Origin of the sequence: Streptomyces spiramyceticus (genome assembly GCF_028807635.1) — a bacterium.
In the GTDB taxonomy this organism is placed as follows: domain Bacteria; phylum Actinomycetota; class Actinomycetes; order Streptomycetales; family Streptomycetaceae; genus Streptomyces; species Streptomyces spiramyceticus.
Genome location: NZ_JARBAX010000001.1, coordinates 3,264,610 through 3,278,386, shown reverse-complemented (window position 1 = coordinate 3,278,386; position 13,777 = coordinate 3,264,610). Strand labels below are relative to the sequence as shown.

Here is a 13,777-nt window from a genome sequence, read left to right as displayed (position 1 = left end):
GAGAATGGCGGCATGGAGATGCCGAGGAGTGAACGGTCGCAGGAGAACCCCCAGATTCTTGTCGTGGGACAGGACGGAATGGCTCTCGGCGGCGGTGACGACGAGTCGCGCGAGGTGCCAGTGACGGACATGGTCGAACAGCCCGCAAAGGTCATGCGCATCGGCAGCATGATCAAGCAACTCCTGGAGGAGGTCCGGGCGGCTCCTCTGGACGAGGCGAGCCGGGTACGGCTCAAGGACATCCACGCCAGCTCCGTGAAGGAGCTGGAAGACGGGCTTGCGCCCGAGCTGGTCGAGGAGTTGGAGCGGCTCTCCCTGCCCTTCACCGACGAGGCAATCCCGTCCGAGGCGGAACTGCGCATCGCGCAGGCCCAGCTGGTCGGCTGGCTCGAAGGTCTCTTCCACGGCATCCAGACCGCGCTGTTCGCCCAGCAGATGGCTGCACGGGCGCAGTTGGAGCAGATGCGCCGGGCGCTTCCTCCTGGAGTGAGCCACGAGGACGACGGCCAGGACGACGGGCACGGTCCGGTGCGCTCGGGTCCGTACCTTTAAGCGGCCTGCCCTTCACGCTTACAGACACGCACAGGTACGACGAGAGGCCCTCCCCGCTGTCCGGCGGGAGGGCCTCTCGCCTGCTCACTGGCTCACTGGCTCACTGGCTCACTGGCTCGCTGGCTCGCTGGCTCAGCTTGTGGCCAGCAGGATCTTGCCGACGTGCTCGCCCGCGGCCAGCGCCCGGTGCGCCTCCGCAGCTTCGGACATCGGCAGGACCCGGTCCACGACCGGGTGTACGCGGCCCGTGCCGATCAGCGGCCACACATGCTCCCGGACCGCGGCGACGATCGCCGCCTTCTCGCCCAGCGGGCGTGCCCGCAGCGTCGTCGCCGTGATCGCGGCGCGCTTCTTCAGCAGCGCGCTCAGGTTCAGCTCGCCCTTCACCCCGCCCTGGAGGCCGATGATCGTGAGGCGCCCGTTGACGGCGAGCGCCTTCACGTTCCGGTCCAGGTACTTCGCGCCGATGATGTCGAGGATGACGTCCGCGCCGTAGCCGTCCGTGGCCTTGCGGAGCTCCTGTACGAAGTCCTGCTCGCGGTAGTCGACGAGGATGTCGGCGCCCAGCTCCGCGCAGCGGGCCAGCTTGTCCTGACCGCCTGCGGTGACCGCGACCCGCGCGCCGACCGCCTTGGCGAGCTGGATGGCCATCGTGCCGATGCCGCTCGCCCCGCCGTGTACCAGCAGCGTCTCACCGGGCCGCAGGTGGGCGATCATGAAGACGTTCGACCAGACCGTCGAGGTCACCTCGGGCAAGGACGCCGCCGTGACGAGGTCTATACCCTCGGGGAGGGGCAGCAGCTGCCCCACCGGTACGGCGACCTTCTCGGCGTACCCGCCGCCGCTCAGCAGCGCGCACACCTCGTCGCCGACCGCCCATCCGGAAACCCCGGGGCCCAGTGCCGCGATACGGCCGGAACATTCGAGGCCGGGGTAGGGCGACGCGCCGGGCGGCGCGTCGTAGAAGCCCTTGCGTTGCAACAGGTCGGCGCGGTTGACGGCACTTGCGGCGACCTCGACGAGGACTTCTCCCTCGCCGGGCAACGGGTCAGGGACCTCGGCCCACACGAGTGCCTCGGGGCCACCGGGTTCAGGGATCGTGATCGCATGCATGGCCGCGAGGCTACTCCGCCCCCTGCCGCTCTAGTCCTTCACCGTCATCCGCAGATCGCCACCGATCTCGGTACCGGGCGATACACGCACGATGGAGATCACCCGGTCCGTCAGCTGGAGCGGGCTGGCCTCCGGGTCGTCGTAACCGAGCAGCCGGTGTCCGCGCAGGACGCTCACCACCAGGTCTTCGGTCTCCCGCACGCTGCGTCCGACCTCGGCCTTTATGACCGGCCGTTCGATGAGGTCGAGGCCGCTGCCCTGCTGGATCAGGTCCTCCATCACGGTGCCGGCGCTGGGGCTGAGCACGGACAGGCCGAGGAGCCGGCCGGCCGCGCTGGCGCTGGTGATGACAGCGTCGGCGCCGGACTGACGGAGCAGCGGCGCGTTCTCCTCCTCGCGGACCGCTGCGACGATTTTCGCGCCCCTGTTGAGCTGGCGCGCGGTGAGCGTGACGAGGACCGCCGTGTCGTCGCGCTGCGTGGCGATGACGATCTGGCGGGCCCGCTGGAGTTCGGCACGGAGCAGTACGTCGCTGCGCGTCGCGTCGCCGACGACTCCCACGTAACCCTCTGCGTTGGCCGCTTCGATGACCGCCACACTCGGGTCGACGATCACGATCTGGTCTTTGCGCAGCCCCACTGCCGAAAGGGTCTGGATCGCGGAACGGCCCTTCGTACCAAAGCCGACGATGACGGTGTGATCGCGCAACTGGCCCCTCCAGCGGTTGAGTCGCCACTCCTCCCGGGTGCGTTCGGTGAGAACTTCGAGAGTGGTGCCGACCAGGATGATCAGAAAAAGCACGCGCAGCGGCGTCACCAGCAGCACATTGGTGAGCCTGGCGGAATCGCTGTGCGGGACGATGTCGCCGTAACCCGTCGTGGAGAGAGTCACGGTGGAGTAGTAGACGGCATCGAGGAAGTCGACCCGCTCGTCGGCGTTGTCGTGATAGCCCTCGCCGTCGATGTAGACGATGAGAACCGTCAGGATCAGGACACCCATCGCCATCAGCAGCCGCTTGCCGACCTGCCGCAAAGGGGTGTCGATGACGCGGCGCGGAAGGCGGATCCGGCTGGTGACGAGTTGCTCGTCGGCCTGCCTGGCCATCGCGTCGTGACCGGGAAGTTTCACGTGAAACGTCCTTCTGCCCAAGGCAGGTCGAGGATTTCCAGCTGCTGTCCGACGGATGCGCCGCCGGGCGGGATGACAGCGAGGCCGTCGGCTGCGGCGATTCCGCGGAGCATGGCAGGCCCGTTGAAGTGCAGCGGCACGGCCGCCGACTCCTGCCCGTTGGTCGATCGGTGCATGACGGGGACGAGGCGGGTGTCGTGCGGGTGGCCGTTCACGTCGTCGCGTACCGGCGAGTGGTACGGCGCCGGGGCCGGCCGCTGGGCACGGGCGCGCAGGAAGGGCTCGGCGAGGGTGACGAGACCCGACACGGCGGCCAGCGGGTTGCCGGGCAGACCGACCAGGTAGCGGTCCTGCGTCAGCCGTGCCAGCAGCATCGGGTGGCCCGGGCGCACGGCGACACCGTCGACCAGCAGCTCGGCGCCCGCCTTGCGCAGGACCGGGTGGACGTGGTCGACGGGGCCCGAGGCCGTACCGCCCGTCGTGACGACGAGGTCGGCATCGGATCCGGTGACGGCCCGGTGGAGTGCGTCGGCGTCGTCGCCGAGGCGGCGGGTGCCGATGACGTCGGCGCCGAGGGCACGCAGCCAGGGGCCGAGGAGGGGACCGAGGGCATCGCGGACCATCCCGTCGTGCGGGAGCCCTGCGCTGAGCAACTCATCGCCCAGTACGAGCACTTCGACGCGCGGCCGGGGAACGGTGAGGAGCTCGTCGTAGCCCGCGGCCGCGGCAAGCCCGAGCACGGCGGGGGTCACGAGGGCCCCGGCAGGCAGGAGCCGGTCACCGGCGCGGCACTCCTGGCCGCGGGGCCGGATGTCCTGCCCGTGCACCACCTCGCGCTGCGCGTAAAGCTGCCCCTTGGCTTCCTCCACACGGGCGTGCTCGCTGCGGATCACCGCGGTGGCATCGACCGGGATGCGGGCTCCGGTGGCGATCCGTACGGCTTCGCCGTCGGCGAGCGGCTCGGGCGCGGCGTGCCCCGCGAGCACCCCACTCCCCGCTTTGACGCGCCAAGGCCCCGGCCCGGCGACCGCCCAGCCGTCCATGGCCGACGTATCGAAGGACGGCAGATCGGTAAGGGCACCGAGGGGCTCGGCGAGGACCTCGCCAAGAGCCGCACCCAGGGGCACGCGCCGCGTGCCAAGGGCGGCGGCGCCACCGGCCCGGGCGGCAACGACACGGGCCTCGGCCCAGGCCGTACTGCCGACGCGCGCCTGGCCCAGTGTGTCCACGGGCTGGGCCCTGACCAGTGCGAGCGCCTCGTCGACGTCAGCGTCTTCGTCAGCAGCCCCGGACCCGGCCGGGGCATCGGATCGGGGTCCGGCGTCCGAGGTATCGGCGGCGGCTCCGGTCACGGCGGCGGGGTCTCCGGCCTGGGCGACGGCTCCAGCTCCCACTCCCGTGGGGGCGTCGGCTCCGGCGACGGTGGCGGGGGCAGGGCCGGGGAGGCCGGGGGCGGGGAGGCCGGGGGCGGGGAGGCCGGGGCCGCCGGCGTCGGCTCCCGCCCCAGTGGCCGACACGGCGGCTTCCGCACGGGTGGCGGGTGCGTCGGCTTCCGCATGGGTGGCGGATGCGGCGGCGGCTCCGACACCGGCGGCGGGGGCTTCGGCTCGGGCTCCGGACTCGGCCGGGGGCCTGGCCCCGGCCACCTCGTCGGCCTGGGTCTCTTCCGCCTCCGCGTCGCGGTCCTGGGGGGTCACCCTCGGCCGGCTTCCTCGTCGTCCTGTCCGGGCTCTTCCTTGCCCTCGTCCGCCCAGCGGGCGGCCAGATCGGCAGCCTTACGAGCCGCTTCCGCAACGGCCTGCGGCCCGTCTCCGCCCGCCTTCGCCGCCGCGTAACCGACCAGGAAGGTGGTGAGCGGCGCGGCGGGCCGGGCGACGCCGTGCGCGGCGTCGCGGGCGAGGTCGAGCAGGAGGCCGGTGTCGACATCGAGCTCGATGCCGAGTTCGTCCTTGACTGCGGTCATCCATTCATCCAGCACGTGTCCATGCTCCCTGATCCTCGCGCGGGCTGCCGCAATGTCTTCCCAGGTGTCGCAGTCGAAGGAGTCCAGAGGACCGGCATCGACCCGCACCACGTCCAGCTCGCGTGTGAGCAGCCGAAGCGGCAGCCCGGAGAGATTCCCGTGCTCGGCGGCGAGAAGGGCGAGCTCGCGGCGCATCGGCTCGGCACCGTACGCGGCGACCAGCGGCTGATCGCGCCCGTCCGCGTCCACCAGCAGGGCCGCCTCCTTCCCGCTCGCCTCCAGCGCGTCGAGCAGGCGCCGCACCGTCTCGGCCCCGATGAACGGCAGGTCGGCGGAGAGTACGAGCAGGCTCTCGGCAGCGGTACGCCGTACACCCGCGTCGAGCGCGGCCAGCGGCCCGCCACCGGCCGGCGCCTCCCGGGCCCACTCGACGGCCCGCACCGTTGGGCGCCGCCCGCCGACGACGACGGTCACGCCGGCTGCGCGGCAGACCCCCAACACCCGGTCGAGCAGCGTCCGTCCGCCCACACGCACTCCGGGTTTGTCGGCTCCGCCCAGCCGCTTGGCGGCCCCTCCGGCAAGCACGATGGCGTCATACGCGGTCATCCCCCGAGTATGCGGTGCCCGCGCAGATCTGCTCCCACCGGCCTCATAAGTCCCAACAGCACCGGAGAACACCAACGCGTCCGCCTCCCTCCCGGGAGACGGACGCGTAAACGAGGGCCACGGACGCGTAAACGAGGGCCGACGGGCGCTACAGCGTGCGCAGCAGCGTCGTCGGGCGCTCGACGCAGTCCGCCACGTAGCGCAGGAAGCCCCCCGCCGTGCCGCCGTCGCACACCCGGTGGTCGAAGGTCAGGGAGAGCTGAACGACCTTGCGGACCGCGAGTTCGCCCTCGTGAACCCACGGCTTGGGGACGATGCGGCCGACTCCGAGCATCGCCGCCTCCGGGTGGTTGATGATCGGCGTGGAGCCGTCGACCCCGAAGACCCCGTAGTTGTTCAGCGTGAACGTGCCGCCCGTCAGCTCCGCCGGAGTCAGCGTGCCCTTCCGCGCGGACTCCGTCAGCCTGGCGAATTCCGCGCTCAGCTCGTCGACGTTACGCGCATGGGCGTCCCGTACGACGGGGACGACAAGGCCCCTCTCCGTCTGCGCGGCGAAACCGAGGTGCACGCCGGGGAGGCGCACGATCTCGCGGGAGGCCATGTCCACCGTGGAGTTGAGCTCCGGGAAGCGGGCCAGGGCAGCCGTACAGATCCGGGCGAGGAGGGCGATCACCGAGACCGGCGGGCCGGCCGACATGTTCATGGCCGTGCGGGCCGCCATGAGCTCGGTCGCGTCCGCGTCCACCCAGCAGGTGGCGTCCGGAATCTCGCGCCGGCTGCGCGACAGCTTGTCGGCCACGGCGCCTCGCATGCCCCGCAGCGGGACACGTTCACCGGCGAGGGCAGTCGCCGAAGAAGCGGAAGCGGCAGCAGAAACGGGCACCGGCACCGGCTCGGCCTCGCGCATCGCGCGCTCGACGTCGGACCGAAGGATCAGGCCGTCGGGCCCCGATCCCTTCAACTCCCGCAGATCCAGCCCGTTCTCCCGGGCCAGCCGTCGCACCAGCGGCGAAATCACCGGCACAGGCCCGGACACCTCGTCCGTAACCACCGGCCTCGGCACGGTGGTTACGGGAGTGACTGCTGCGGAAGCGGCAGCGGTCGCCGGCGCGGTCGGCCGTATACGCCGCCGCCGAGCCACCGCCGCCCCCGTGCCGTACCCCACCAGGACGTTCCCCGAGCCCTCCGCCTCACCGGAAGCGGCACCCTCATCGGCGCCCGCAGGCGCCTCCGAAGCCCCGACAGCGACCGTCAACAGGGGGGAGCCGACCGGCAGTTCCGTGCCTTCCTCGCCGAAACGGGCCGTCACCACGCCGCCGTACGGGCACGGCACCTCGACCATGGCCTTGGCCGTCTCGACCTCGACCACCGGCTGGTCGACGGCGACGACGTCGCCCACAGCCACCAGCCAGCGCACGATCTCCGCCTCGGTGAGCCCCTCGCCGAGGTCCGGCAGCTTGAATTCCAGGACCTGGGCCATCAGTTGTCCGCCTCCCACTGGAGCCGCGCGACCGCGTCCAGCACGCGGTCCACGCCGGGCAGATGGTGCCGCTCCAGCATCGGCGGCGGATACGGAATGTCGAACCCGGCGACCCGCAGCACCGGCGCCTCAAGGTGGTGGAAGCACCTTTCGGTGACCCGGGCGGCGATCTCCCCACCGGGTCCGCCGAAGCCGGTCGACTCGTGGACGACGACCGCGCGCCCGGTACGGCGTACCGACGCGGCCACCGTCTCGTCGTCGAAGGGAACCAGCGAGCGCAGGTCGACGACTTCGAGGTCCCAGCCCTCGGCCTCGGCGGCCGCCGCCGCCTCCATGCACACCGGCACGGAGGGCCCGTACGTGATGAGCGTCGCGCTGCGTCCCGAGCGCCGCACCACGGCCCGTCCGATGGGCTCGACGGCGGTGGGCGCGTCCGGCGACCACGCCGCCTTCGACCAGTAGAGCCGCTTCGGCTCCAGGAAGACCACGGGATCGTCCGACGCGATCGCGGCCCGCATCAGCCCGTACGCGTCTTCGACCGTCGACGGCGTCACGACATGGAGCCCCGGAGTCGCCATGTAGTACGCCTCGGAGGAGTCGCTGTGGTGCTCGACCCCGCCGATCCCGCCGCCGTACGGAACGCGGATCACGAGCGGCATCGGCATACCGCCGCGCGTGCGGTTGCGCATCCGTGCGACGTGGCTGATGAGCTGCTCGAACGCCGGGTAGGCGAACGCGTCGAACTGCATCTCGACGACCGGCCGCAGCCCGTACATCGCCATGCCGACCGCCGTGCCCAGGATCCCCGCCTCGGCAAGCGGCGTATCCGTGCACCGGTCCTCGCCGAACTCCTTGACGAGGCCGTCGGTGACCCGGAACACCCCGCCCAGCGCGCCGACGTCCTCGCCCATCACATGGACGGACGGGTCCTCGGCCATCGCGTCGCGCAGTGCGCGCCCGAGCGCCTGGGCCATAGTCGCGGGCTTCGCGGCGAGAGCGGTGCCCGCTGCCGACGCACTCGCTGCCGTGGTCATCGTTCACCTTCCGCTTCGAGCTCGGCCCGCAGCAGGGCCTCCTGCTCCCTCAGCTGGGAGGTCTTCTCGGCGTAGACGTGCGCGAAGAGGTCCATCGGGTCCAGCACCGGGTCCGCGTTCATCCGCTCGCGCAGGTCCGCGGCCATGGTCTCGGCCGCCTCGCGCGCCTCCCGGATACCGTCGTCGTCAAGCATTCCGCGCTCCGTGAGCTCCCGCTCCAGCAGCTGAATCGGGTCGTGGGCCCGCCACGTCTCGACCTCGGCGTCGCCCCGGTAGCGGGTCGCGTCGTCGGCGTTCGTGTGGGCCTCTATGCGGTACGTCACGGCCTCGACCAGCGTCGGACCGCCGCCGCGCCTGGCACGCTCCACGGCCTCGCCGAGGACCTCGTGCACGGCGGCGGCGTCGTTGCCGTCGACGAGCCGGCCGGGCATGCCGTATCCGACGGCCTTGTGGGCCAGGGAAGGCGCTGCTGTCTGCTTGGCCAGCGGTACGGAGATCGCGAAGCCGTTGTTCTGCACGAGGAAGACGACCGGTGCCCGCCATACGGCGGCGAAGTTCAGCGCCTCGTGGAAGTCGCCCTCGCTCGTACCGCCGTCGCCGACCATCGCGAGCGCGACCACGTCGTCACCCTTGAGGCGCGCGGCGTGCGCCAGGCCCACCGCGTGCGGCAGCTGGGTCGCGAGCGGGGTGCAGAGCGGCGCTATGCGCTGCTCCCGCGGGTCGTACCCGGTGTGCCAGTCGCCGCGCAGCAGCGTCAGCGCCTGTACGGGGTCGAGCCCGCGCGCCACGGCGGCGAGGGTGTCCCGGTAGCTCGGGAAGAGCCAGTCCCGGTCCTCCAGGACGAGGGCGGCCGCGACCTCGCAGGCCTCCTGCCCTGTGCTGGACGGGTAGACGGCGAGGCGGCCCTGCTTGGTGAGGGCCGTTGCCTGCGCGTTGTACCGGCGGCCCCGGACCAGCTCCGCGTACAGCCGCCGCATCAGCCCGGCGTCGAGCCGGCCCGCGGCGTCGGTGCCGAGCACGCGGTAAGGCTCGGTGTCAGGGAGCAGCGGTGCGGGGTCCGTGCGGGGCTTCCATGCCGGGGGAGGGGTAGGCATGTAGGCACCGGCGTCAGGCAGCTCCTGGACCGCCGTATTGCTCTTCTTCATCGCGTGCACCTCCTCGTGGGAGCGGTGGAAGAGGGCACGGCAATGTGGTGCGCCTCACCTACCGATTGTTCGGTCGTGGACGCAATTTGGCTACAGGCGCCTTCAGCCTGTGGACAAACGGTTCTGCAAAGCCTGGGATAGGGGCAGGTCGTCCATCACACCGAGGCGGGGGGACATGACAGCTGAACAAATGGCCGACGCGGGCGAGGGAACTCCCGCGCGCCCACTGGACTCCATCGACCGCGACATCCTGCGCATGCTCCAAACGGACGGCCGCGCCTCGATACGTTCCGTGGCCGAGCGCGTACATGTGTCGCGGGCCAACGCATACGCGCGGATCAACCGCCTCATCGACGACGGCGTGATCCGCGGTTTCAGCGCCCGCGTGAACCATGAACGCGCAGGTCAGGGCGCTTCGGCGTACATCACGCTCAAGATCGTGCAGAACTCCTGGCGCACGGTGCGCGAGCAGCTGCAGGCACTGCCGGGCGCGGCGCACATTGCGCTGGTCAGCGGGGATTTCGACGTGCTGCTGCTGGTGCATACGGCGGACAACAGGGCGCTGCGGGAGCTCGTACTGACGAAGATCCAGTCGATACCGGAGGTGCTCAGTACGCGCACGCTGCTGGTCTTCGAGGAGACGGACCTGGACACCCGGCTCCCCCAGGAGCCGTAAAGGGCCGTGGCGGGTGGGCCGACAGCTGCCTCAGCGGCTGGTGCGGAGCCCGTCGAAGGCGAGCCGTACGACGGTGTCGGCGAGCTGGTCGCCCTCGGGGCTGCCGGAAGCCGCCCCGCCTTCGGCTGCCTGCGGCCGGTACCACTCCACCAGGGAGTTGATCATGCCGAAGAGCAGCCGGGTGGCCAGCCGTATGTCCACGTCGGCGCGCAGATCGCCCTCCGCGACCGCCGCCTTGAGCAGATCGGCGACCCGGTGGTCGAATTCGCGGCGCCGCTCCAGCGCCCAGCGCTCGGCCTTCGTGTTGCCCCGTACGCGCAGCAGCAGCGTGACGTAGGGCAGCTCTGCGCTCAGGACTTCGACGGTACGGCGGGTCACGTACTCCACCCGCTCGATCGCGCGCCCGCGCACCGCACCCGGCTCGTCGAGGACGCCGAAGAGCCCGTCGAGCGCGCGGCTGACGGCACGCCGCAGCAGCTCTTCCTTGCCCGAGACATGGTGGTAGATCGAGGACTTGGAGATGCCGGCGGCCTTGGAGAGGTGCTCCATGGAGGTGCCGTCGTAGCCGCGCTCGTTGAAGACCCGGACGGCCACGCTCAGGAGCGTCTCGGGGGTGTACGTGTCGCGCTTGGCGGTGGTCACGAGGCGGTCTCCTCCTTGGCGGCGAACGCCTGCCGGTAGAGCGCCAGGGACGGGGCGTAGCGCCCGGTCGGGCAGCACTCGTGCAGGTTCTTCAGCAGGTCGTACGCCCAGTCCGTGCCGAGGAGGCGGTTCCATTCGACGGGGCCCAGCGGATAGTTCACACCGAGACGCATCGCGGTGTCGATGTCCTCGGGCGACGCGACGCCCCTGGCGACGGCGTCGGCGGCGAGGTCGATCAGCATGGCGACCGTACGGGCGACGATCATGCCGGGCACATCGCCGATGACGCTGACGTCCTTGCCGAGCTTCTGGAAGAGGCCGGTGGCCTCCTCGACGGCCTGCGCGGAGGTGTCCTCGGAGGCTGAGATGGCGATGCGGGTGGCGCCCCGGTAGTCGAGGGCGAGGTCGAAGTAGACGACGTCCGCGTACTCGACGGAGGTCCGCCCGTCCGCCGGGACGAGCTGCCCTTCGCCCGGCAGCTCGATGTACGGGCCGCCCGTCCCGACCCTCTCCACGGCGATTCCGGCCTCCTCCATCATCGCGACGAGAGCGTCGGCGTGGCCGAGGTCTCCGACGACAGTGACGGCTTCCGGAGCGGCGGCGGGGGCGGCCGTGTGCGGCGCGGTTTCCGGGGCCCCGTCGGATCCGGCGTACGGGAACCAGCCGTGGCCCGATTTCCTGCCGAGACGGCCGGACTCGACGAGGCGGCGCTGGGCGAGGGAGGGGGCGAATTTGGGGCTCTGGAAGAAGGAGTCCCAGACGGAGCGAGTGACGGCCTCGTTGACGTCCTGTCCGATCAGATCCGTCAGCTGGAAGGGACCCATCCTGAAGCCGCCCGACTCGCGCAGTACGGCGTCGATGGTGGCCGGGTCGGCGCCCTGCTCCTCGTACACCGCGAAGGCTTCGGCGTAGAAGGGGCGGGCGATCCGGTTGACGATGAAACCGGGGGTGTCCGCGCAGCGCACCGGTGTCTTGCCCCAGGCGGCGGCCGTCGCCCACGCGCGCGTGGCGCTCGTTCCGTCGGTCGCGAAGCCGCTGACAACCTCGACGAGGGGGAGCAGGGGCGCCGGGTTGAAGAAGTGCATCCCGACGAAGCGGCCGGGGTTCTTCAGGGGCCCTGCGATGGCCGTGACGGAGAGGGAGGAGGTGTTGGTGGCGAGGAGGCAGTCCTCAGCAACGATCGCTTCGAGCGCGGCGAAGAGCTCCTGCTTGACCGGCAGTTGTTCGACGATCGCCTCGACGACGAGCGCGGCGTCGGAGAGCTCGGAGAGGTCGTCGGCGGCATGCAGCCGGTCGCGGGCCGCGTCCGCGTCCGCACGCTCCAGCCTGCCCTTCTCGACGAGCCGGTCCAGGCGCGCGCCGACGGCCGCGGCGGCCTCCGCCGCACGTCCGGCAGCGGCGTCGTACAGGCGCACCGGGTGACCGGCGAGGAGGGCCACCTGGGCGATGCCCTGGCCCATGGTGCCGGTGCCTACGACGGCGACTGTGCGGGCTCGATCGATTGCTGTCATGACCCGATCCTCCCGTACGAGTTATCCACAGGTTTTACCGGGCCCTCTTGTCCCGACCGATCGTTCGGTTACTGTAGCTCGTGTCCGCCTGCCCCTGCCCGGCTCGACGAGGAGTTGGTCCGCCATGGCCGCCGAACTCACCACACCCCAGTTGTCCGAGAAGCACCGGACGACGCTCGACAAGGCGCTGGACGTGATCCGTACGCGCGAGTACTGGTCCCCGCACCCCGAGCACCCCAAGGCATACGGCGAGAACGGCAGCCTGAGCGCCGCCGAAGGGCTCGCGGCCTTCCAGTCCCTGCACGGCAGCCGCTTCGAGCTCGACCAGCCCGGCACGGACGGCTGGACGGGCGGCGAAGTGTCGCCGTACGGACCGGAGTTGGGGATCGAATACCCGCACGCCGACATCGACGTCCTGCTGCCCGCCATGCGCGCGGGCATGACCGCGTGGCGAGAGGCAGGGGCCGACACCCGCGCCCTGGTCTGCCTGGAGATCCTTTCCCGGATCAGTGCCCGTACGCACGAATTCGCGCACGCGGTCATGCACACCAGCGGCCAGGCATTCATGATGGCGTTCCAGGCCGGCGGCCCGCACGCCCAGGACCGCGGCCTGGAGGCCGTGGCGTACGCGTACGCCGAGCAGGCCCGTACTCCCGGGTTCGCGGACTGGTCCAAGCCGCAGGGCAAGCGCGATCCGCTCGACCTCAAGAAATCCTTCACCGCTGTCCCGCGCGGCATCTCGCTGCTGATCGGGTGCAACACGTTCCCGACGTGGAACGGCTACCCGGGCCTCTTCGCCTCGCTGGCCACCGGCAACCCCGTCCTGGTCAAGCCTCACCCCCGCGCGGTCCTCCCCCTGGCCCTGACGGTCCAGGTCGCTCGCGAGGTGCTGGCGGAGACGGGCTTCGACCGGAACCTGGTCGCACTGGCCGCCGAGCGGCCCGGAGAGGGCATTGCCAAGTCCCTCGCGGTCCGCCCCGAGATCAAAATCATCGACTACACGGGGTCGACGGCGTTCGGCGACTGGCTGGAGGCCAACGCCCGCCAGGCGCAGGTCTACACGGAGAAGGCCGGCGTCAACACGGTCGTCATCGACTCGACGGACAACTACAAGGGGATGCTGTCCAACCTGGCGTTCTCCCTGTCCCTCTACAGCGGCCAGATGTGCACCACACCGCAGAACCTCCTGATCCCGCGGGACGGGATCATGACGGACGCGGGCGCGAAGTCCTACGACGAGGTGGTCGCCGACCTCGCGGCCTCGATCGCCGGCCTGCTGGGCGACGACGCCCGCGCGAACGCACTGCTGGGCGCACTCGTGAACCCCGACGTAAAGGCCCGCCTGGAGGCTGCTGCGGGACTCGGCGAAGTGGCTCTCCCGTCAAGGGAGGTCACGAACCCGGACTTCCCGGAAGCGGTGGTCCGTACGCCCGTCATGGTCAAGCTCGACGGCACCAAGCCGGACGCGGATGCGGCATACATGTCCGAGTGCTTCGGCCCGGTCTCGTTCGCGGTCGCCGTCGACTCGACGGAGGGCGGCCTGGACCTGCTGCGCCGCACGGTCCGCGAGAAGGGCGCGATGACGGTGGGCGCGTACACGACGTCGCAGGTCACTGAGGCCGCCATCGAGGAGGTCTGCCTGGAGGAGTCAGCACAGCTGTCGCTGAACCTGACGGGCGGGGTGTACGTCAACCAGACGGCCGCGTTCTCCGACTTCCACGGAACAGGCGGCAACCCGGCAGCGAACGCGGCCCTGTGCGACGGAGCATTCGTAGCAAACCGCTTCCGGGTGGTGGAGGTACGCAGGCAGGCGTAACGGACACGCCGACGCCAACATGGGCCGGCGTACGGGGGCTGGCCCGCAGGCCCGGCACGACGCCGGCCCGGCCACACACCCGGACGGCGGGCGTGTCGCCTTGCGCCACGA

12 protein-coding genes are annotated in these 13,777 nt (G+C 71.0%); 3 read left to right on the top strand and 9 right to left on the bottom strand.

What is annotated here, in order from left to right:
* Window positions 1-12 precede the first annotated feature (12 nt).
* Entirely contained in the window at window positions 13-552 is a 540-nt protein-coding gene (locus tag PXH83_RS14780) for a bacterial proteasome activator family protein (RefSeq protein WP_274560633.1), read from the top strand.
* Window positions 553-684: 132 nt separating this feature from the next.
* Here the strand turns inward: PXH83_RS14780 and PXH83_RS14775 are convergent, their stop codons facing one another.
* From PXH83_RS14775 to pdhA, 7 genes are all read right to left on the bottom strand, one after another.
* Window positions 685-1,665, bottom strand: coding sequence for an NAD(P)H-quinone oxidoreductase (locus PXH83_RS14775; RefSeq protein ID WP_274560632.1), 981 nt, complete (start codon window positions 1,663-1,665; stop codon window positions 685-687).
* Between the two features lie 30 nt (window positions 1,666-1,695).
* Window positions 1,696-2,793 (bottom strand): potassium channel family protein, encoded by a 1,098-nt coding sequence (locus PXH83_RS14770; RefSeq protein WP_274560631.1) that lies wholly within the window; start codon window positions 2,791-2,793, stop codon window positions 1,696-1,698.
* Window positions 2,790-4,490: a molybdopterin-binding protein gene (locus PXH83_RS14765; protein WP_338054713.1), complete on the bottom strand. Its 1,701-nt coding sequence runs from the start codon at window positions 4,488-4,490 to the stop codon at window positions 2,790-2,792. The genes PXH83_RS14770 and PXH83_RS14765 overlap by 4 nt, the downstream gene beginning before the upstream one ends.
* Entirely contained in the window at window positions 4,487-5,362 is an 876-nt protein-coding gene (locus PXH83_RS14760) for an NTP transferase domain-containing protein (RefSeq protein ID WP_274560630.1), read from the bottom strand. Before PXH83_RS14760 ends, PXH83_RS14765 begins: the two co-directional genes overlap by 4 nt.
* Window positions 5,363-5,510: 148 nt before the next feature.
* A complete protein-coding gene (locus PXH83_RS14755; protein WP_274560629.1) occupies window positions 5,511-6,842 on the bottom strand; it encodes a dihydrolipoamide acetyltransferase family protein in 1,332 nt (443 codons plus the stop codon).
* The gene (locus tag PXH83_RS14750; RefSeq protein ID WP_274560628.1) at window positions 6,842-7,876 is read right to left on the bottom strand and encodes an alpha-ketoacid dehydrogenase subunit beta; all 1,035 of its coding nucleotides are present in this window, start codon (window positions 7,874-7,876) and stop codon (window positions 6,842-6,844) included. Before PXH83_RS14750 ends, PXH83_RS14755 begins: the two co-directional genes overlap by 1 nt.
* Entirely contained in the window at window positions 7,873-9,021 is a 1,149-nt protein-coding gene (gene pdhA / locus PXH83_RS14745) for a pyruvate dehydrogenase (acetyl-transferring) E1 component subunit alpha (RefSeq protein ID WP_274560627.1), read from the bottom strand. The genes PXH83_RS14750 and pdhA overlap by 4 nt, the downstream gene beginning before the upstream one ends.
* Before the next feature lie 175 nt (window positions 9,022-9,196).
* On the opposite strand from pdhA, the gene PXH83_RS14740 reads away from it, so the two are divergent.
* Complete coding sequence (locus PXH83_RS14740; protein ID WP_274560626.1) at window positions 9,197-9,697, top strand: Lrp/AsnC family transcriptional regulator; 501 nt, start codon at window positions 9,197-9,199, stop codon at window positions 9,695-9,697.
* Window positions 9,698-9,727: 30 nt separating this feature from the next.
* On the opposite strand, the gene PXH83_RS14735 is transcribed toward PXH83_RS14740, so the two are convergent.
* Both PXH83_RS14735 and PXH83_RS14730 read right to left on the bottom strand, forming a co-directional pair.
* Window positions 9,728-10,339: a TetR/AcrR family transcriptional regulator gene (locus PXH83_RS14735; protein ID WP_274560625.1), complete on the bottom strand. Its 612-nt coding sequence runs from the start codon at window positions 10,337-10,339 to the stop codon at window positions 9,728-9,730.
* A complete protein-coding gene (locus PXH83_RS14730; RefSeq protein ID WP_274560624.1) occupies window positions 10,336-11,850 on the bottom strand; it encodes a 3-hydroxyacyl-CoA dehydrogenase in 1,515 nt (504 codons plus the stop codon). Before PXH83_RS14730 ends, PXH83_RS14735 begins: the two co-directional genes overlap by 4 nt.
* A gap of 124 nt (window positions 11,851-11,974) precedes the next feature.
* On the opposite strand from PXH83_RS14730, the gene paaN reads away from it, so the two are divergent.
* Entirely contained in the window at window positions 11,975-13,666 is a 1,692-nt protein-coding gene (paaN, locus tag PXH83_RS14725; RefSeq protein WP_274560623.1) for a phenylacetic acid degradation protein PaaN, read from the top strand.
* Window positions 13,667-13,777 lie beyond the last annotated feature (111 nt).